The organism is bacterium, assembly GCA_040757115.1.
Lineage (GTDB): Bacteria > UBA9089 > CG2-30-40-21 > CG2-30-40-21 > SBAY01 > JBFLXS01.
In genome coordinates this window covers 1-19,318 of the sequence record JBFLYA010000058.1, presented here as the reverse complement: position 1 = coordinate 19,318, position 19,318 = coordinate 1, and the positions used below count along the sequence as shown (strand labels likewise).

Genomic DNA, 19,318 nt, shown 5'->3' with positions numbered 1-19,318 from the left:
TCCACAATCAATTTCTACCTATTTCTATAAATTTCAATCTATTTCTATTATCTTATCTCCATATCACTCTTATCTCCTTATCCCCTTTCTTACACTTTTGATATATAGCCTGAACGGTTACGAAATATATGAAGATAGGAGAATAATTAAACAATAGATCTCGCTAATGTTCTTAAGAGTATATCTTCATTTAAAACAGTGATTTTGCCACGGTAGAATTTTAGATAACCTTTTTCTTGAAAATCGTGGATAACCTTACGCATTGATTCTCTTGATGTCCCGGCTAAACTTGCCAGCTCTTGATGAGTCAATCGCATATCAATTAGCATTCCTTCTTTTACCTTCACACCATGCTCATCTAAGAGCTTAAATAATGTTTGGATTGTCCTTCCTGAGGCACTTAAAAATCTTAAATTTTGAATTAATTCATCTGCTCTTCGTAACCTTTGAGATAAAATAGTTAGTATATTAATTGCAATTTGGGGATAACGGTGTAGTATTCTGAGAAAAACATCCTTATCCATAGTAATCAATTCTGTCTCCTCTAAGGCAGTGATAGTCGCAGACCTCGGTTCACCATCAAGAATAGACATCTCCCCAAAGAAAGATAAAGGGGCAAGGGTGCTCAGCACAATCTCTCGACTATCTAACGCCTCTGCAGTTACCTTGACTTTACCTGATTTAACAACGAAAAATGTCGTCCCTATCTCTTCACTGCTGATAATTGTTTGTCCTTTTTTGTAAGTTACTTCTTGAGTAGCGGTTGCTAATAGTTCCAAATCTTCTTTTTCTAAGGAACTAAAAATAGATATTTTACCTAAAAACTGACTTTTAGTCATTTCATTACCTCTTAAATTGGTTTCTAATTACTGACCACTGTTCACTGACTACTGGCTACTTTACTATTGACATAAGTAACATACCTATTCCCAATAATATTATAAATCCTGATGAAATAAGTTTCATCTGATAAACATAGCAATTACGAGTAGTTGAGCCGATAGTAAAATTTTTCAATTCAACATACGGCACAGGGCTTCGACGATACCAGCCAGTAAGAGTTACTTCCTGGTCTTGAAGTTGTGAAGAACGAAGTAATCCAAATAGAAATTCCCAGATACCTAATGGCTGACGATAATCAAGGAATATTATCCCGGTTGAATCCTGCATGACAAAATCTTCTGACCAGATAAGACCTGGCACTCCCCGACCTATTATTTTACCTTTAAGTCTACAAGGAACAGGTCTTATTGCCGAGACTTTTACATTTTTTAGTAAGCTGACAATATCCATTTGCGGGAAATAACCCGGATTTTTATAAGAAAATACTATCTGAATTAATTGTGCAATTCCAAATAAACAAAAAACCAGACCCAATAGCGTCATATCAGGAGAACTTTGTAGCAACAAGGGTGGTGCAATGATACCTCCCAAACTAAAGAGTATCACCATTGTAGGCAAGTAGAGTATCAATAAATCCACAAAAAATTCATCCCAGTATGATTCAGGTTTCTTTTGATTAAAGGACACAAAAGGTTCAAGTCCCAGGGAAATACTTTGTTCAGAGAGATAATTTAGTCGATTTGCGACTAATGGGTGAGTAGAATGCAATTCATAATATTTTGCCCAGGGATTCCACAAATCCCATTTCATTGCTTCTTGTAGATTTTCTTTATTTATCTCACCACCCATTTTAGCCGCAGGGGATGAATAACTGACCATAGCCAACGAACGGGCGACTTTAGCATCGAATATTCCTAAGGCACCAATTGCATCTAAAGTTGGGGCTCTTCGAGTTTCTTTTTCTTCTTTTTTCTGTTGTCCAGCCAATCCATAAGCAATTTTGACTAATGCCGATGCCAGGGCGTTAGGATTTTTAGTTACTTCACCTGCGAATCTATCGGCATAATATTCCCTGGTCCGAGATAGCCATAAAACCAGATATTGACTGATAATGTAAAGAATATATGAACCAATAGCAATGGCATAGCGTATGTGTGCAGATTTGTCCTCTCTGCCCTTTGTTCGCATTTGTATAAGTGTCCGATATACATAGTATAAAATAAGTGGAACAAGATACGCAATCGTCATAACTAACATATCCCAGTGTTTGGCATGTCCAATTTCATGGGCAACAACACCGCAAACTTCCTCTGGTTCTAAAAGGTCAATTAATCCTTGCGAAATAACGATTCTGGCGTTATTGGGATGATGTCCATAAGTAAATGCTTGCGGTGCACCATCTTGTAAAATACCAAATCGAGGAAATTTCATTCCTTGTTTTCGACAGGTATCTTTAATAAAATTATTTAGAGGCTCTGGTAAATAGGCATTCCAGGAAATCTTATAAAAGAATCGCAGTGATATATCCATCAGCCAGGGACCCAGGATAAATTGTAAAGAAATAATTCCCAGAGCGATTAATATGGCAAAATCTGGCGTGATAAGACCAAAATTTACCACCGTAATTAAAACAAGTGTCAAAAGTGCATATAGCCCAAAAAGGACACTACATGACCGAATGAAGAGATTTGGAAGTGGAGTCAGGTTTTTAATTAACGGAGGTACTTTTTCCTTTATCTCGTAAATTTTGGGTTTAGTGGATATTTTTGCCTCTTTATCAAGGGTTATTTTAATATCAGTCTTTTGTAATTGCTCTAATTCTCCGGCATCAAACCAGAGTCCATTGCTCTGGGGACAATAGTCAATTTGAATTTTTCCCTCTGAGAGAGATATTTCTTGCATTGGTTTTTGGGTTTTAGGACTAAGTTTTGTCGTAGGTTTTCCTTCTTTAATTGCTTGCTCAAGTGCCCTGGCAACGGCATTTACTTTTTTAGTAAAGAAAAATACCTCACCTTTATCCAGCCAGACACCATTACATTTACTGCACGCATCAACTTCTACACCTTGAGTAGTCATAGTTGGGGTTAGTTGGATTGAACAATTTGGACAATTCATCTTTTATTCCTCCTTTTGTAATTAATCTAATATCATTTTTAATAAAGCCATACGGAGATAAAGGCCATTTTCTACCTGTCTAAAATATGCGGCGCGGGGGTCTTCATCAACTTCAATCGCAACCTCATCTACCCGCGGTAAAGGGTGTAAAATCCTGGCATCTTTTTTCATCAAAGAAAGTATTTCTTTATCAATCACATACACACCCTTCATTTTATTATAATCCTCAATGTTTCTAAATCGTTCTTTTTGAATTCTGGTTACATACAGAACATCTATATCTGATACCACTTCTTTTAAATCTGTGATTTCTTCAAAGGGAATTTTCATCTCATCTTCTAAATAATTAATAATATTTCTGGGCATTCTTATTTCTTCTGGAGAGATAAAATACAGTTTTACTCCTTGTTGATGAGCTAAAAGATAGGTTAAAGAATGAACTGTTCGACCATATAACAAATCGCCAACCAATCCAACTTTAAGATTATCAATTCTTCCGAGTTCCTTTTGAATAGTGAACATATCTAATAATGCCTGAGTTGGATGTTGACCGGTGCCATCACCGGCATTAATAATTGGAACAGATGAGACTTGTGCGGCTATTTTTGAGGAGCCTTCTTCATAATGTCTTAAGACAATCACATCGGCATAAGTGCCTATAACTCGAATAGTATCAACTAATGATTCGCCTTTTGTTACTGATGAAAATACCCTTGCCTCCTCCGTAGTGATTACCTCTCCACCAAGTCGCATCATCGCGGATTCAAAAGAAAGTCTGGTTCTTGTGCTGGGTTCATAGAAAAGTGTGGCTAAAATCTTCTTGCGAGGAATTTGAGGTAAAAACAATCTATCATATTTGCCAGTTCTATCTGCCATCTCCATTTCACTGGCTAATTTAAAGATTTCTTCTAATAATTCTTTATCTTTAAATTGTTTTACTTCAATAAGATGGTGTAATTTAGTTGCCATTTTTCCCTGCCTTGTGTGGAGTTAAAGTGCCTTTCACGAAATTCATAACTTTGTTTGTAGATAATTATACCATAAATAAAATTATATTGCAATATCATTTTTTTTGAACGATATACTAATTAATATAGATATTGAGCCTAAAAGAATATGGGATTGGAAAAATGTTTAATTCTCAGGATAATCATGAAGCTAACTAAGATAGTAATAGTGATTAATGTTCCCAAAAGCCCGATTTTAAAACTTGCAGGAAAATAGACAAATTCAATCTGATGATTTCCTTCTGGAAGCACAATTGCCCTAAAAAGGTAATTTGCCCGATATACCTTTGTTGGTTTGCCGTCTATATACGCCTTCCAACCAGGATAATAGGTATCACTTAAGAATAAAAAGCCACTTTTCTCACAAGAGCTGTTAATAATAACTTTGTTAGGTTGATAATCTATAATTTGGATTTTGGATTTGGGATTTAAGATTTGAGATTTAGGATGGAATTTAGAATTTGGAAATTCTTCTAATATTACCTCTTTTTTGGGTTCAAAATCACCCTTTGAGAGTATATTCAAAATTTCTCTCCTGTCTTTAACTACCCTTGCTTTTGGAACGAAAAAGGCTCTCTTTAAATACCCGGTATTTTTATAAACTTTAAAGTCACCTCCATCATAAAATATATCCATATTGATAAGTTTAAAATGGCTAATTATGTATTTAATATTAAGTAAAGATAATAATTTGGAAGTTTTTTCTAATTGTTCAAGAGAAATTAGGGTATCATAATCTTTTAATCTAAATCCATCATAACCATAGGCATCATATAAATGGTAAGGAACTCCCACATTGGGATGCACGCTATTTTTTAACTTTAAGTTTATTATAAACATAGGCGGCAAAGTAAAATCATTAACTTTAATATTGTAAGCAGAGAGGATACGAAAGTAATCTTTATCTTTTTCAATTAATTTTACAATTTCGGGTTCATAATCATAAAAACCTTTATCTATTAATGGATTAAGTTTACATCCCATAAGAAAAAGATCTATTATAAGAATGAAAATTATACCTATAAAAGCAACTGATGCTCTAACATATCCATGTATTTTTAAAATAAAAAGTGATGTTGTTAAGGAAAGGAGAATGAGTGATAAAAAACTTCCCCATATATTCAAAAAATACCATTCTACGGTATTAATCCATAAAGATAGGATAAAATCTTTAGCCATCCAGGCTATTAGCCAAAGAATAAAATATATAAGATTAAATATCAACAGAAAATTTATGCCTTTATTTTCTTCCATCAACTTAGCCGCTCCAAATCCTGTCAAAATAGCTCCTGATAATACGGTTAACGAAAAAAACTTTATGGGGTCTTTCATACTTGCAAAGTATGGTATATATTTATATAAAAGTTGATAAACAGGGAAATATTTTCCCATAGCTAAAAGAAGAGATACAAAGAATAGCACGGTCCAAAACAAGATTAATTTCCTTTTTGAATAAAAAATCCCTATTAAAATAAAACAAAAGGGGATAATTCCTAAATAACAACTTTTTACTATATTTTGACCAAACCAGAAATTAACTGATTTTGTAATAGGAATGAAAAGGGTAAATAATTCAGCCAGACTTAAAGCTCTAAGTGTAGCCTCAGAATATTCTAAACCACTGATAATCCTGGTAGAAAAAGAAGCCATCTCTAAAAAAGGCAAAGATTGAAATAGGGTAAGTCCCATTCCAATTAATCCAGCTAACAAAAAGGAATAAATTCCCTTATTATTACCTACTAAACTCTTAGACAAACTAAACAAGAAAAGTCCTAATATGGCAATAAGAAATACATCTGGAGCACCTGCTAAAAATTGAATTCCTAAAAATATTCCTGATAAAATAACTGCAAAATTCCTTCCTTCAATGGCACGATTGATAAGTAGGAAACAAAGTGGTGTCCAGGTAGAGGTAGCTAATATCGTATAAGTATCTATCATTGATAAGAGATAACCACTAAAACCATAAGTAATACTTGATATTAAAGAAGGCATTATCTTTAGCCAACTTCGCATTAGCCAATACATAAATAAAGAAGATAAGAAAAAATGAATGACCATGAATAACTTTATACCAAAATAGAAAGGGAAGAGACAATTAATGAAAGAAAGTGGATAAAATATAGCTGAGTTTATATTAGCTAAAAATGGATTCCCGCAAAAAAGATATGGATTCCAAAATGGAATAAATCCTGTTCTTAGACACTCAGTTGTAAAATGTCTAATAGGATATTGATACATAAAGAAATCACGAAAGACAAAATTTTTGTTAGTAAATAACACCTCACTAAAAAAAATAACTACTAATAGTAAAATAAAAAAGATGGCATATAGGTCTTTTTTATATTTCATTTATAACCTCTATTTTTCCATAGTCCTATCAGAATTAAAACAAGTGAAGTAAGGATACTTCCCAAAAGTCCTATTTTAAAACTCAATGGGGAATAGACAAATTCAACTTGATGACTTCCTTTTGGTAAGACAACAGCCCTAAAGAGAAAATTAGCTCGATAAATCTTTGTTTGTTGTCCATCTACATACGCCTTCCAACCAGGATAATAGGTATCACTTAAGAATAAAAAGCCATTGGTCTGGCAAGAGGTATTGATTTTTACTTTATTAGGTTGATAAGCGGTAATTTGGATTTTGGATTTTGAATTCGAAGAATGTTGCGAAGCAAAATTTTGGATTTTGGATTCTGGATAATTTAGAACATTTTCTTCCAGAATTACCTCTTTTTGTGGGTCAAAGTTTTTGTTTGTAAGTATATTTAAGATTTTTTCGCGGTTTTTAACTATTTTTGCTTTAGAGACAAAAAAGGCACGAGGCAGGTAATCTGGATTTTTATAAAGCATAAATTCCTCCCCATATTTTTTCATTTTATAAACTAATTGAACACTCGAAGATGGAATCTCAAATTTAGAGAGGATGTATTGGACATTAGATAGATTAAGAAGTTGATGAACCGCAGTAAATTCACCAGAAATTAATCTCTCATAAAATTTCAGGTAATCTTCTAATATTAAAAATCCGTATCCTTCAATCTCATATATTTTATGCATTAATCCAAAATTGGGAATTAATCTTAATTGCATTTCATCAACAGTTTCAAATTGAGTCTTTTCTGATACATCAGTCATAAAAGAATAATATTGGATGGTCTTAGGTTCTATCATAAAACGAGAGTAACCCTCTTCTTTTTTTAGTATCTTTAACATTTCAGGTTGCTGATGATATAATTTTTGGTCAACAAGTGGGTTTAAATTTAAGCCAAAAAAGATTAAATCAAAAATAATGATGATAGTTGAAGTTATAGCAAAGACAGTTAATTTGATTCTAAGTTTTGAGCTGATAATTACCAGTAAATTAAATAAAGAAAAAACTATCGTGACTAAGAAAAAGTTTTGATATATCATAAAATTTTTTCCTTCAATATCCATTAATTCTTCTATCGACTCAGGAATAAAATAATGAAGTTTTAATAACCAGAGGAACTTACCCATGTTAAGATACCAGATGAGTAAAATAAAAATCAGGAAAAGATTTGGGATAAAAAGGACAATAGCGGGTTTTATCTTTTTTGCCTTAATAGTTTTTAATAGATACTCAAATCCAACTCCCGCTAATATACTTCCGGCAAAGATACTTATACAGAAAAATTTTACTGGATAACGAAACATAGAAAATAATGGGAGATAGTCGTATAAAAATTTATAAAAAGGGGTATAGTTACCCAGAGATAGAATTATTCCTATTAAAAATATAGCCTGCCAGAATAGATTTCTTTTCCTTTTTTCATAAAAAGTAATTAATATAAGGAAAAGGGGAACAATGCCAAAGTAAAGCCCCTTAAAAAAACCATGTTGTATACCAACATGGATAAATTCCATAAATCCTGATTTTATAGGACAGATAAGTGTGAATAATTCTAAAGGTGGTAAAGACCAGTTTGTTGCCTGGGAATATGAGGTACGCTCTGTTCGATATGAAGAAACAACTGCCTCAAAAAACGGTAGGAGTTGAATAAGGATTAATCCCAGGCTTATCAAACCAACTAAAGATAAACTAAAAAAGGCAATTTTTCTTTCTTGTGGTTTAAATAAAATGATTTTTGCCAAAGTCCATAGTATCAAAACAATTACAGTTGCAAAAAAAATCTCGACTTTTTCTCCTGCAAATTGAAGGCTTAACGAGATGCCTGTTAGAATAATATATTTGAACTTTTTTCCCACCGAAGATGAAATTACTCGATTGAATAGCAAAAATATAAGGGGTGTCCAACAGGCAGAGGTAAGGTGAGTAAAGGTATCTATTGAGAGCATATAACTATTAAAAGTATAGGCACAAGCGGCAATTAAAGAAGGTATTCCGCTTATATCAAAATCTCGCATCAATAGATACATAAATAAACCTGCTAAAAAAAAATGCCAGACAATAAATAATTTAATTCCTATATCAAATGGAAAAAGATAAATAAAAAAAGAGAAAGGATTTAAAAGACCATGTTGTAAAGAGGCAAAAAAAGGATGTCCACAGTAAAGATAAGGATTCCATAACGGAAAAAAACCCTCTTTTACACATTCTGCGACAAAATATCGAGTAGGATAAAAAGTGCGGTAAAAATCTCTAATGACATAGGTGGCTGGAGTAAATAATACCTGTCCAAAAAAGAGAATTATTAAGGTTAAAAATAAGAATATTAGCCATAGGTCTTTTTTGTCTAAATTCATCATTTGATTTCCAGTAACTATACCCAATGAAAACGAATTTGCAAAAGTTTTACCTAGAGGATTCAAGGGGTCCAGGGATCAAGGGTTCAAGTAAAAACCCTACTTTTCAAGCACTTGACCCCTTGAATCCTTGATCCCTTGTAACTATTCACCATTCACAATTTCTTCCCTAAATTTCCTTAATAATGGTGAATGGTGAATTGTCAATTGTGAATTGTGAATTATCACTCTTCACGGTGTCAAGCAAACCTGGCCCAAGAGTTCGATGCACCGCTATAGCGCATCCAATGACTCTATTCGATAATTCATCAAATTTCACTTCGTGCTCTCCGTACCCTTCGTGGTGAATAGTTACGATCCCTTTTCGTTTAAACTTTTTTGCAAACCTGATTTATTTGAGTATATTTAGCTATCTGAAGTGAAACAACAGGCTTCTGTTTCATTTAATTAATCCTATCCTCCACGGAGGCCAATAAATAATAAATGCCTTCCCTTTAATTAGTTCTTTAGGCAGACAATTCCAAAAACGAGAATCAAGGCTTGAGTCACGATTATCACCCATCATAAAGTAACTATTAGAAGGAATAATTATTGATTTCCCCCAATTATCTCGAGGAAATTGTTCCAGAGAAGAAATATCTGTATGAATTTTATAAGGTTCTTTTAATAATTCTCCATTAATGTAAACCTGTTTGTGTTTAATAAGTAATTCCTCCCCCGGCAGTCCAATCACCCTTTTGATAAAATCTCTTTTTGGGTCTTCTGGATAACGAAAGACAATAATTTCTCCACGCTTTGGTGAATTCCATTCAAATATTTTTTTATTAGTTAAAGGAATAGGTAATCCATAGGCAAATTTAAGGACAAATAAGTGATCTCCAATTTGAAGTGTCGGAACCATTGATTCTGAGGGTATTTTAAATGCCTGTATAACAAATGTTCGAATAATTAAAGCTAAAATTAAAGCAGGAATTATTACCTCGAATATAAACTCATAAATCTTTGACTTTGGTTTATCTTTTTTAGTCAGCAAAAATCCTCTCTCCTCTTTTTTTAAAAAAAGAGGTTGATTAGTAACTAACCAACCTCTTTTTTATCTTTGTTGTTTGAGAACCACTTAACTTAAGAATTTAAAGTTTAGGGTTCTTCATGCCCATAATTTGAGTAATAAAGGGATGAATTGGGTGTATTAACTGATACTGTGTCGCGGTGGGCGCAGTTAATTCGACAATCACCACTATTTGACGAGTATATCCATCCTCCCTTGTGACTGTTTGAGACTTGAGTCTGAGAAACATAATCATTTTGGTGTGTAGTAACATAGTCAATAGTCGCAGTATTATTATGAGGAACAGCCCGTTGTAATGTCGCTTTCGGAAGTTTAGCCATATATCCCTTGATAAACGCGGGGAAAAGTTCACCGCCAGTAACTGGAACTGTATATTGATTTGTATCTAATTTCACTGGCCACTGTCCTTTATTATCTCCATAATAGATAGCAATTGCACTTCTTAAGGCACCTAAATTTCCTCTTGCTCCCGCCTCTCTTGCCTTATCAATCAATTGAGCAAATCTTGGGATAGCAATTGCGGCTAAGATGCCTATGATAGCAACGACTATCATTAATTCAATAAGGGTAAATCCTTTACCTTTTTTCATATTCCTTTCTCACCTCCTTACATCTCTTTTTTAGATTTTATAATTAACAACACCCTTGTGTTTGTTTCTAAAATAAATTATACCATAGAAAAGAATTTCTGTCAAGAGTTTTTTTAAATTTTTTTTAGAAAAATTTCGACCTGTGCGGTTAGGTTTTAGGTTATTGACGCTGAAAGCGTCGAATTTTAAATAACCGTAGATGCAATCTACGGAAATAAACGCCCGCAAAACTCGACCCTGAAAGGGTCGAATGTAAGCCATGGTTAGAATTCAACCCTTTCAGGGTTGAGTAGTAAGCAGGAGTTTTTCTTCTCTCCGTAGATTTTATCTACGGTTATGTAAAAGTCAAACCTTTCAGGTTTGAGGAAATTTGCTTGTAATTTCTAACCGCATAGGTCGAAAAGGGTGTATGTAAAATTTGTGTATAGTTTATGGTTTATAGTTTATGGTTTATAGTCTATAGTCCTTCAACTATCTACTATAAACTATCTACTACATTTCAGCATTAAAATATTTGAAGTCCTTTTTGAAATTTGATTTGTAATTTTGCATTTTGATATTTGATATTTGATTTAATTTCAGGTCTAACTCTCAGAATATTTTTACCCATAAATTTTACACGCACCCGGTCGAAAAATTCCCCTTGACTTATATAATGGAATAATGATATAATTCTGGAAGTATTCAACCATTACAAAACAGAAGTCAGTGAAAAGTAATAACCTCTTGCTCACTGATTACTGACTACTGTCTTCTGACTGCTGATGCCTGAACGCTTACAAAAAGAGGCTCATAAAGTGAAAATAGAACAATATATCCCGGGTAATTCTGTGATTCATTCATTAGACCCGAGAGCAAAACTGATAATGATAGTAACCGCGCTTTTATTTACTGTATTAGCAGATAATTTTACTACCTTAGGGGTAATAATTTTCATTTTGTTATTAATGATTATTTTAACACAATTACAACTAAAAGATATTTTTGTTCAATTGCGATTTTTGAAATGGTTTTTGATATTTACATTTCTAATCTATCTTATTGCTCCTCAAGAATATTCTTTAAATCAACGGTTATATTCAGGAACATTATTTAGTGTAAAATTGGTAGTTTTAATTCTATGGGTTTCAGTTTTAGGACTAACCACTTCTTCCGTAGATTTATGTCATGGATTAGAATATTTATTAACTCCCTTAAAAAAAATCAAGATACCGATACAAGACATAATCTTAATTCTTCACTTAAGTTTAAGACTTATTCCGATATTGTTTGAAGAATTAAATACAGCCATTAAGATGGAAGGGATAGAGGTTAAAAAAGGAAATATCTTAAAAAAGATAAGATATATCATTCCTGCTATGGTTCTATTATTTAAAAATTCATTCCAGCGAGCTGATGAATTAGCAGTGGTTTTAGAAAGCAGTGGAGACCAAATAATCAAAAACAGGACTAAAAAACTAAAAATGGCGAAAAAAGATTATTTATTCTTAGCCGTTATTGGGATTATTTTAGTAATTGGTAATTGGTGAGTAGTAAGGGGTAATTAATTACCTCAAAAAGGAGGAAATTACTATGGCTATGATGCGTGATATAAAAAGAAGGATAAAATCGATTAAAAATATCCAACAAATTACTCGAGCAATGATGCTTGTTGCCGCCGCTAAAATGAAGAAAGCAGAGATGAGTATTACTTCTGCCAGACCTTATGCCTATGGGTTAAATGAGATTCTCAGCAGTCTGGCATTAAGGGTAGAAAGAGAAGAAGATTATCCACTACTTTTAAAACGGGAAGTTAAAACATCAGGATTACTTATGTTCACTTCTCAAAGAGGGTTGTGTGGTGGATTTAATACCAATCTGATTAAAAATGTATTTCATTATTTAGAAGAAGAGCGGGATAAATCTATTGATATTAAATTAATGATAATCGGGAGAAAAGGATTTAATTTTTTTAAACGATTTGATTACAATATACCATTTACACTTCCTACACCTGACCAGGTTACTTATAAATTTGCGGAAGGACTAACAAAAAGAGTTATTGATTTATACATCTCTAATGAAATAGATGAGATAACTTGTGTCTATAATGAATTCAAATCTGTTTTTAGACAACAAGTAGTTCGAGAAAAATTACTGCCTATTATTCCCCTGTCACCTCCTTCTTCCAAAATAGTCTCAGAGTATCTCTATGAGCCTTCTAAAAAAGAGATATTAAATACCCTGCTTGAAAAACATATCGTTGTGCAACTTCATCGTATTCTATTAGAGTCACAGGCATTTGAACATGCGGCAAGAATGGTTGCGATGGAATCCGCGACAACTAATGCCAAAAAGATGATAAATGAGTTATGGCTTTCTTTCAACCGAGCAAGACAAGCCTCTATTACCAAGGAAATAGCAGAAATTACAGGAACCGCTGAAGCACTTAAAGGATAAATATGGCAAAAGGTAAGATGTAAGACCGGGCAATTTAACTCCTTTTATCCACTAAATCTGCTAAAAGTCCAATTGCCAGGATTTGCACGCAAGTCATTAAAATAACGATGACAGTAATATCCATCACTTTATCAAGCACAAAATAACTATAGCAAAAAACAACCATTGCGATTAAAAATAGTGTCAGACTCAAAGGAATAAATATCTTTAAAGGATTAAAATACATCACTGTCCGAATAATAAGCAGGATAAAATTATAGGTATCGCGAATCGGTCTTATTTTAGATTTGCCTTCCCGCGGCAGGTAATCTATGGGGATAAATTTTACTAAATAATCATTTGTGAGCATTGCCAGAGTAATCGTAATGGTAAAAGAAAATCTATCAGGTAATATATTAAAGAATTTCAAGGCAATATCTTTTTTAAAGACACGCATACCTGAATTCAAGTCCGGAATTTGTGCCTCAGTGAGATAGTTGGCTAACATATTTAAGAAAAACTTGGCTGGTCTGCGGATAAGTGGGATTTTTTGTTTCTTTCTTGCTCCAACCACCATATCGTATTCACCAATAGAATTAATTAGCATTGGCATTTCTGAAACCGGATATGTTCCATCCGCATCTATAATCGCTATGATTTCATATTTAGCCTTTTTAATACCTGTTTTAATCGCAAAACCATATCCTCTATTTTTAGGAAGTTGGATTAAACAAGTTCCTTTGTCTTGAGTAATATTAGCCGTTTTATCTTTCGAGGCATCATCAACAACGATTATCTCATACTCATAGCCCTGCATATTTTCGCGGAGTGTATCAATTAAAGCACCAATACTCTTTTCTTCATTATAAGCCGGGATAACAATACTTACTTTATTCATTTTAATATGTAGTGTAATTCACTCCCTCAGAATCTAAGCCATCATAATTGACCATAATCTTTCCTGTTGCCGGATTGTATAACCAGCCACCCGTGTTAGTTACACTATTTCCATAAGTTATTTTATCACTTGTTCTTATATTATAAGGGACATTCATTCCCAGATTTGCTGATGGTATTTTCCTTAGATAACCTGGAATAAACGGTGGGTCGCCAAAACTATCCAGACTATCCGGATAAACACGGTGTTCATTATAATATCGCATAATTGCCTCTCTCAATATGTTTAAATTTGCCTGAGTAGAAACATCAGCGGTTTTACCAACCGTTCGCTCCATAAATTTAACTCCTGTTTCTTGAGTCATTTGTTGTGTGGTTTTAGAGGTAAAATAAACACATAAAAAACCAATGATACAAAGAGTTAAGATTATTCCAATAATCCCTATTCCTTTTTGCAATTTAGTTCCTCCTTTTTTAATCCACAGAATTCCCAGCGGATTTAATTTAACAATTCGTATAGCAGTTATTAGTCAAAATTTTACTCAGGGTGAATAAGTAAAAAAATCCCAAATCCCAAGCACCAAATCCCACATACCAAAAAGCGAATTAGAGATTAGTGAATTAGAGATTAGATTTTACTAATTCGCTAATTCGCTTAATTCACTAATTCACTAAATGGAATTTGGAATTTGTGATTTGGAATTTCATAGCCATATCTGGGTCAAATTTCGATTAATAAGTGCTATAAACTGATAGCTGAATGCTGAATATGCTTACAACAATTCTTTAATCTTATCCTTTATATTTCCACTTTTCATCAATGTTGTGCCGACTAAAATCGCATCGATTCCCTTTTCTTGAAGTAATTGAACATCCTCCTTTGTCTTTATTCCACTTTCACTTACGACTATTTTCTCCTTTGGTATGATTAATTTTAGCATAAAAGTAGTTTTTAAGTCAACCACAAATGTATATAAATTACGATTATTTATTCCAATAATCTCAGTTTTCACCTGTGAAACCTTATCCCAGTCATCATAATTATGAACCTCTAATAAAACATCTAATCCTAAACTTTGACTTATGTTTAAAAAACTATTAATTTTCTCCAGAGGTAGGCAATCGGCAATTAAAAGTATGGCATTTGCGCCCCAAACCTTTGATTCGTAGATTTGATATTCATCAATAATGAAATCCTTACGCAAAATAGGGATATGAGTTGCTTCTTTAACGGCCTTCAGATGTTGTAAATTGCCTTGAAAGAAGTTTTCATCCGTCAGCACAGAGATAGCCTTTGCCCCGCTTTCCTCATAAATTTTGGCAATAGCCACCGGGTCGAATTCTTCGCAAATAACCCCTTCTGTTGGTGATGCCTTTTTAATCTCAGCAATCAATTTTACCTTGCCCCTCGGATAAGAGATAGCGCGTTTAAAACCTCTGCTATCTTTAGGTAAATCGTAAGCCATCTTTTTCATCTCTGCCATAGGCTTGATTATTTTTCTTTTTTCTATTTCTATTTTTTTCTCTTTAAGTATTTCTTTTAGAATCATTGTGAAGTAAATTCCTTTAACCTTTCTAACTTTTCTAATGCCAATCCTGAATCAATGGATTTTTTAGCTAACTCAATTCCTTCCTCAACGGTATTTGCTTTATCACCAGCCATAATACCAAAGGCAGAATTTAATAAGACAACATCCCTTCTTGCCCCATCTTTTCCTTTTAACACGGCTAATGCCATTTCTAAATTCTTTTGAGTCTCACCGCCTTTAATTTCGTCTATGGAGGCTCGTTTTAGCCCAAAATCCTCTGGAGTAATCCAGTAAGTAGAGATGTTTCCGTCTTTTTTTAATTCACTTATTTTAGTTCGACCGGTAATAGATATTTCATCCACCCCTTCTTCGCCATGAACGACAAATACTCGCTTACTACCAAGATTTTTCAAAACATTAGCTAAAGTTTCGGTTAGATTTTCATCATAAACACCTAAAAGTTGTCGTTTAGCCCCGGCAGGGTTAGTCAAAGGTCCCAGGATATTAAAGATGGTTCTAATGCCAATTTCTCTTCGCGGACCAATGGCATATTTCATTGCCAGATGGAGTTTAGGAGCGAATAAAAAGGCAATTCCAACCTCTTTAATACATTTTTCTATCACCTCAGGTAATACCTCAATATTTATTCCAAAACCTGTCAATAAATCTGCACTACCACATTTTGAGGAAACGGATTTATTACCGTGTTTAGCTACCTTAATTCCTGCTCCGGCAACGACAAAGGCAGAGATAGTCGAGATATTAAATGTATGTAATCCATCTCCACCCGTGCCGCAGGTATCTACCACATCACCTTCGACATTTATTCTGGTAACCTTTTCTCGCATCACCCAAGCCGCACCGGTAATTTCATCTACTGTTTCACCTTTCATGCGTAATGCGGTGATAAAACTGGCAATTTGGGCATCCGATGCCTGGCCTGACATAATTTCATTCATCACGGTTACAGTTTCTTCTTGCGTTAGGTTTTGATTTTGAACAACCTTTGCAATTGCCTCTTTAATCATCTTTAGTTACCTCCTTTGATTTTAGTAAATATCTCCTCTTGTATCCATATTAGTTATAATAACATTCTTATTCTTTGTATCTATGATGTAGAAGACTCTTAATTTCCCTATTCTAAACCGATAAAAGCCCTCTAATGCTCCTGTTAGTTTCTTTATAGATTTTCCATAATAAAAAGGCGTTACCTCCAGAATATCCAACATCTTCTCAAATCTTTCTTGAAAATCTCTGTTTAGTTTTTCATAATACTTTTTTGCCTTATTTGTCCAGATTACTTCGAACATCTTTTAATATCATCCCAAACCCGACTGACTTTTCCAGTTTTAATATCCTCTAATCCCTCTTTTATATCCTTAAGTAATTGATGGTCACAAAGGGTTTCACAAGTAGCCTTCCATGAATTAATAGCCTTTTGAATATCTGGAGAGAAAATTTTTTTCTTTATCTGCTGAGCCATTTTTAAACCTCCCTTGATTTTCATTTTATCAATAAAGTTTCGGCTAATTTCTGGCAAAGATGTTGAGTTAAAAAATCAATATCTTTCCGTAATCTCTTGCGTTCTTCTCTTGTCTTAACTAATGTTTTCAAAGATGGTCTATTCCCTTTAAAAGTATCTCTTGCTTGCCATAGTTGTTGTCCTGTTTCGACATCAATCATCCTCACACTAATTCCTGCTTCCGCAGATGGTTGAAGGAAAAGGATGTAAAGAATACCTACAACACTAACTACCGCTCCGATAACGATGATAGTATCTAACCAGTCATCTTCATCATCTTCTTCTTTATCTTTATGACAGCGATGGTCTCCGATGATAACTGGTGGTGAAGGTTGTTGTGCCTGGGCTACTTGTTTATCCTGTCCATAAGGTGTATATTTAGTAATTACTCCTAAGATAACGGCGTGAGCACCAAGCATCTTGCCAATTTTAACCGCAGTTGCCTCATCAATCCTATCTTTGCAAAAATCCTGTTCTTTAAAAAGTTCTTCTACCTTTATCCTTTCTACTAAATCAAACTGTCCAATCTTCCCTAACTGTAGATTAAATTCATCTGTAACTAAAAGGGTTGCCTCTTTTATTTTGGTTAAATTCTCAAAAGGTAAGACAGCAACCCGTTTTTCTTTTAACTTATGTATAGCGTCATCAATAAAAAAGTTATTCACCTGATATGGTCTTGTGCCTGCACAACTTGTGAAATTAAGCCAGGAAACAATAAGCAAAAAGGTTAATAACTTCAAGGTAATTCCACCTCTTTATATTTGGTAATTGGTAACTGGTAATTGGTTACCAATTACCAATAATTAGTTACCAGTTACCAATTTTTAATTTCGTGAAGCCCTAATATAATGAATGCTTTCGGATAAAATCTGAGTTACAAATTCTCCTTATCTACTGTTATCATCTCTTTTATCTTCTCAAATGTCTTTTGCCCAATCCCTTTTACCTTAGTTATATCTTCAATTGATGAAAACTCCCCCTGTATATTTCGATATTCGATAATTCTGTTGGCTATGTCAGAACCAATGCCGGGTAATTTATCAAGTTCTTCGATAGAGGCAGTATTTAGATTGATTTTCAACTTCTCTGATAGACATTTACTTCCTTCTACTGTTATAGAGCCAACATCAATAGCTCGATGTTTTTTTAAGGAAGAAGAATCTCTCTTTCTTTCCTTTAATGTTACGGTGATAGAGGCAAATTTTTCTACATTACCTACGGTTATCAATCCCCTAATCTTTTCAAAGTTTTTTTTACCAACCCCTTTAACCTTAGTTATTTCTTCGACCGATTTAAACTTGCCATGCATCCTTCTATACTCAACAATCCTATTTGAAGTTACACTTCCAATCCTGGGTAAAGTCATCAGATCTTCTAATGAAGCAGTATTTATATTGACTTTATCTGGTATTGTTTCTTCTGAAAAAACCTCAAAGGCAGAATGCACGACCTCAATCTTAGAGAGTGCGTTTTCTCCCTGGATATGCGTTACTATTAAAATCCCGGAGGCAATTAATGCTGAGGCAATAAGAAATAAGACTACTCTTTGCTCAGACCGATTAAAAATCTCCATAACTTCAAATCCTGTAACCGTTCAGCCACAGAGGCACAGAGTTCACAGAGAATTAGAGAAATTAGCCACAAATGGACACGAATTAACCTGTGACATTCGTGGCTGAACGGTTACCTAATTTTCTTCGTGTCCTTCGTGGTGAATACTTACAATCTTTCTTTAAACTCATATAATGCTAATAAGGGTCCTTGAGCATACTGCTCCTGGAAATATTTATCTTTCAGGAAATGATAATAATTCCAAACAGGTTGTAGGGCTTCCTTTGGGCCAATAAGACCTAACAATAGGCACACCAGGGATAAAGTATAAGGGTCTTTTATTGAGTCTAAAATTCCTAAAAGCTGGGAAGAACAATCAATTTGGGACTCGTAAATTATCTGTATACCTATCTCGACAAATGTATCATCTCGATTATCTCTCAAGCTTTCAATAAGTTTTGGGACTGCAGATTTCCGGAAACGGAGTATCCTTTTCTTTAGTAGCCAGTGATTAAGGGGATCTGGCTTTTGCTCCATCATTTTTATTAGATTTTCGAGTTTTGTTTCTTTGTTTATCCTCTTCGCCTCTTCTTCCCTTCTTTTTCCGACGGACATTCTTACAAGTTTCGAAGCGAACTGGTCTATGTTCAATTCTGAGTATAAAAGAAAAGAATATAACATCCTTGCTGCAGAAAGTTCCTTGAACGGGTTTTTATCAAAAAAGTCTTTAGATAATCTCGGTGGGCCATAATCTTTCCTTACCCGCTGTATTTTCCTTTCCCCTCTTAATACAGCTCTCAGGAGCTTTCGCATAACTTGTTTATATCCGAATATGTTCATTTATACTCTCATTTTAGGATGATAATCGAAGTATTTCGTCCTTGCGAACTCTGGCGTTTCTGCGGTGAATAGTTACTCCGATTTTAGTAAGCGTTCAGGTGGTGTAACAAAAGGAGATGTGGAGATTAAGGAGATAGGGAGATATTATTAAAAAAATTGAAATTAATAGAAACTAATAGAAATTTATGGAAATTTGTTGTTTTCCAC

17 protein-coding genes and 1 pseudogene are annotated in these 19,318 nt (G+C 33.8%); 2 read left to right on the top strand and 16 right to left on the bottom strand.

The genetic code is table 11. The features are described 5' to 3' along the window. Positions 1–146 precede the first annotated feature (146 nt). The 7 genes and pseudogenes from AB1422_06980 to AB1422_06950 form a co-directional block, all read right to left on the bottom strand. Positions 147–839, bottom strand: coding sequence for a Crp/Fnr family transcriptional regulator (locus AB1422_06980; protein MEW6619074.1), 693 nt, complete (start codon positions 837–839; stop codon positions 147–149). A gap of 55 nt (positions 840–894) precedes the next feature. Further along, positions 895–2,958: a M48 family metalloprotease gene (locus AB1422_06975; protein ID MEW6619073.1), complete on the bottom strand. Its 2,064-nt coding sequence runs from the start codon at positions 2,956–2,958 to the stop codon at positions 895–897. A 21-nt stretch (positions 2,959–2,979) separates the two neighbouring features. After that, positions 2,980–3,927, bottom strand: a complete 948-nt coding sequence (pyrB, locus tag AB1422_06970) for an aspartate carbamoyltransferase (protein ID MEW6619072.1) — start codon at positions 3,925–3,927, stop codon at positions 2,980–2,982. 137 nt (positions 3,928–4,064) lie between these two features. Further along, a complete protein-coding gene (locus AB1422_06965; protein ID MEW6619071.1) occupies positions 4,065–6,317 on the bottom strand; it encodes a YfhO family protein in 2,253 nt (750 codons plus the stop codon). Next, the gene (locus AB1422_06960; GenBank protein MEW6619070.1) at positions 6,314–8,698 is read right to left on the bottom strand and encodes a YfhO family protein; all 2,385 of its coding nucleotides are present in this window, start codon (positions 8,696–8,698) and stop codon (positions 6,314–6,316) included. Before AB1422_06960 ends, AB1422_06965 begins: the two co-directional genes overlap by 4 nt. A 436-nt stretch (positions 8,699–9,134) precedes the next feature. Further along, on the bottom strand, positions 9,135–9,728 hold the full coding sequence (lepB, locus tag AB1422_06955; protein ID MEW6619069.1) for a signal peptidase I: 594 nt from the start codon (positions 9,726–9,728) through the stop codon (positions 9,135–9,137). A gap of 536 nt (positions 9,729–10,264) precedes the next feature. Further along, a pseudogene (locus AB1422_06950) lies at positions 10,265–10,354 on the bottom strand (prepilin-type N-terminal cleavage/methylation domain-containing protein). Positions 10,355–11,118: 764 nt separating this feature from the next. Here AB1422_06950 and AB1422_06945 point away from each other — a divergent pair. Continuing rightward, the gene (locus AB1422_06945) at positions 11,119–11,883 is read left to right on the top strand and encodes an energy-coupling factor transporter transmembrane protein EcfT (GenBank protein MEW6619068.1); all 765 of its coding nucleotides are present in this window, start codon (positions 11,119–11,121) and stop codon (positions 11,881–11,883) included. Positions 11,884–11,926: 43 nt separating this feature from the next. Next, positions 11,927–12,793 (top strand): ATP synthase F1 subunit gamma, encoded by an 867-nt coding sequence (gene atpG / locus AB1422_06940; GenBank protein MEW6619067.1) that lies wholly within the window; start codon positions 11,927–11,929, stop codon positions 12,791–12,793. Between the two features lie 34 nt (positions 12,794–12,827). Here the strand turns inward: atpG and AB1422_06935 are convergent, their stop codons facing one another. The 9 genes from AB1422_06935 to AB1422_06895 all read right to left on the bottom strand — a co-directional run bounded on the left by AB1422_06935 (position 12,828) and on the right by AB1422_06895 (position 19,111). Continuing rightward, a complete protein-coding gene (locus AB1422_06935) occupies positions 12,828–13,670 on the bottom strand; it encodes a glycosyltransferase family 2 protein (protein ID MEW6619066.1) in 843 nt (280 codons plus the stop codon). Between the two features lies 1 nt (position 13,671). Next, on the bottom strand, positions 13,672–14,127 hold the full coding sequence (locus tag AB1422_06930; protein ID MEW6619065.1) for a hypothetical protein: 456 nt from the start codon (positions 14,125–14,127) through the stop codon (positions 13,672–13,674). Positions 14,128–14,442: 315 nt separating this feature from the next. After that, positions 14,443–15,219, bottom strand: coding sequence for an indole-3-glycerol phosphate synthase TrpC (trpC, locus tag AB1422_06925; GenBank protein ID MEW6619064.1), 777 nt, complete (start codon positions 15,217–15,219; stop codon positions 14,443–14,445). Continuing rightward, positions 15,216–16,226 (bottom strand): anthranilate phosphoribosyltransferase, encoded by a 1,011-nt coding sequence (trpD, locus tag AB1422_06920; GenBank protein MEW6619063.1) that lies wholly within the window; start codon positions 16,224–16,226, stop codon positions 15,216–15,218. The genes trpC and trpD overlap by 4 nt, the downstream gene beginning before the upstream one ends. Positions 16,227–16,247: 21 nt before the next feature. After that, a complete protein-coding gene (locus AB1422_06915; GenBank protein ID MEW6619062.1) occupies positions 16,248–16,508 on the bottom strand; it encodes a type II toxin-antitoxin system RelE/ParE family toxin in 261 nt (86 codons plus the stop codon). Beyond that, positions 16,496–16,705, bottom strand: a complete 210-nt coding sequence (locus AB1422_06910) for a hypothetical protein (GenBank protein MEW6619061.1) — start codon at positions 16,703–16,705, stop codon at positions 16,496–16,498. Before AB1422_06910 ends, AB1422_06915 begins: the two co-directional genes overlap by 13 nt. Further along, entirely contained in the window at positions 16,702–17,460 is a 759-nt protein-coding gene (locus tag AB1422_06905; GenBank protein ID MEW6619060.1) for a CsgG/HfaB family protein, read from the bottom strand. Before AB1422_06905 ends, AB1422_06910 begins: the two co-directional genes overlap by 4 nt. Positions 17,461–17,594: 134 nt before the next feature. Further along, positions 17,595–18,293: a helix-hairpin-helix domain-containing protein gene (locus AB1422_06900; protein MEW6619059.1), complete on the bottom strand. Its 699-nt coding sequence runs from the start codon at positions 18,291–18,293 to the stop codon at positions 17,595–17,597. A gap of 146 nt (positions 18,294–18,439) precedes the next feature. Next, entirely contained in the window at positions 18,440–19,111 is a 672-nt protein-coding gene (locus tag AB1422_06895; protein ID MEW6619058.1) for a hypothetical protein, read from the bottom strand. Positions 19,112–19,318 lie beyond the last annotated feature (207 nt).

Excerpts from the sequence above, each read along its gene's own strand:
- AB1422_06980 (MEW6619074.1), bottom strand. The coding sequence starts at position 839 with ATGACTAAAAGTCAGTTTTTAGGTAAAATATCTATTTTTAGTTCCTTA.
- AB1422_06975 (MEW6619073.1), bottom strand. The coding sequence starts at position 2,958 with ATGAATTGTCCAAATTGTTCAATCCAACTAACCCCAACTATGACTACT.
- pyrB (MEW6619072.1), bottom strand. The coding sequence starts at position 3,927 with ATGGCAACTAAATTACACCATCTTATTGAAGTAAAACAATTTAAAGAT.
- AB1422_06965 (MEW6619071.1), bottom strand. The coding sequence starts at position 6,317 with ATGAAATATAAAAAAGACCTATATGCCATCTTTTTTATTTTACTATTA.
- AB1422_06960 (MEW6619070.1), bottom strand. The coding sequence starts at position 8,698 with ATGATGAATTTAGACAAAAAAGACCTATGGCTAATATTCTTATTTTTA.
- AB1422_06945 (MEW6619068.1), top strand. The coding sequence starts at position 11,119 with ATGCCTGAACGCTTACAAAAAGAGGCTCATAAAGTGAAAATAGAACAA.
- atpG (MEW6619067.1), top strand. The coding sequence starts at position 11,927 with ATGGCTATGATGCGTGATATAAAAAGAAGGATAAAATCGATTAAAAAT.
- AB1422_06935 (MEW6619066.1), bottom strand. The coding sequence starts at position 13,670 with ATGAATAAAGTAAGTATTGTTATCCCGGCTTATAATGAAGAAAAGAGT.
- trpC (MEW6619064.1), bottom strand. The coding sequence starts at position 15,219 with ATGATTCTAAAAGAAATACTTAAAGAGAAAAAAATAGAAATAGAAAAA.
- trpD (MEW6619063.1), bottom strand. The coding sequence starts at position 16,226 with ATGATTAAAGAGGCAATTGCAAAGGTTGTTCAAAATCAAAACCTAACG.
- AB1422_06915 (MEW6619062.1), bottom strand. The coding sequence starts at position 16,508 with ATGTTCGAAGTAATCTGGACAAATAAGGCAAAAAAGTATTATGAAAAA.
- AB1422_06910 (MEW6619061.1), bottom strand. The coding sequence starts at position 16,705 with ATGAAAATCAAGGGAGGTTTAAAAATGGCTCAGCAGATAAAGAAAAAA.
- AB1422_06900 (MEW6619059.1), bottom strand. The coding sequence starts at position 18,293 with ATGGAGATTTTTAATCGGTCTGAGCAAAGAGTAGTCTTATTTCTTATT.
- AB1422_06895 (MEW6619058.1), bottom strand. The coding sequence starts at position 19,111 with ATGAACATATTCGGATATAAACAAGTTATGCGAAAGCTCCTGAGAGCT.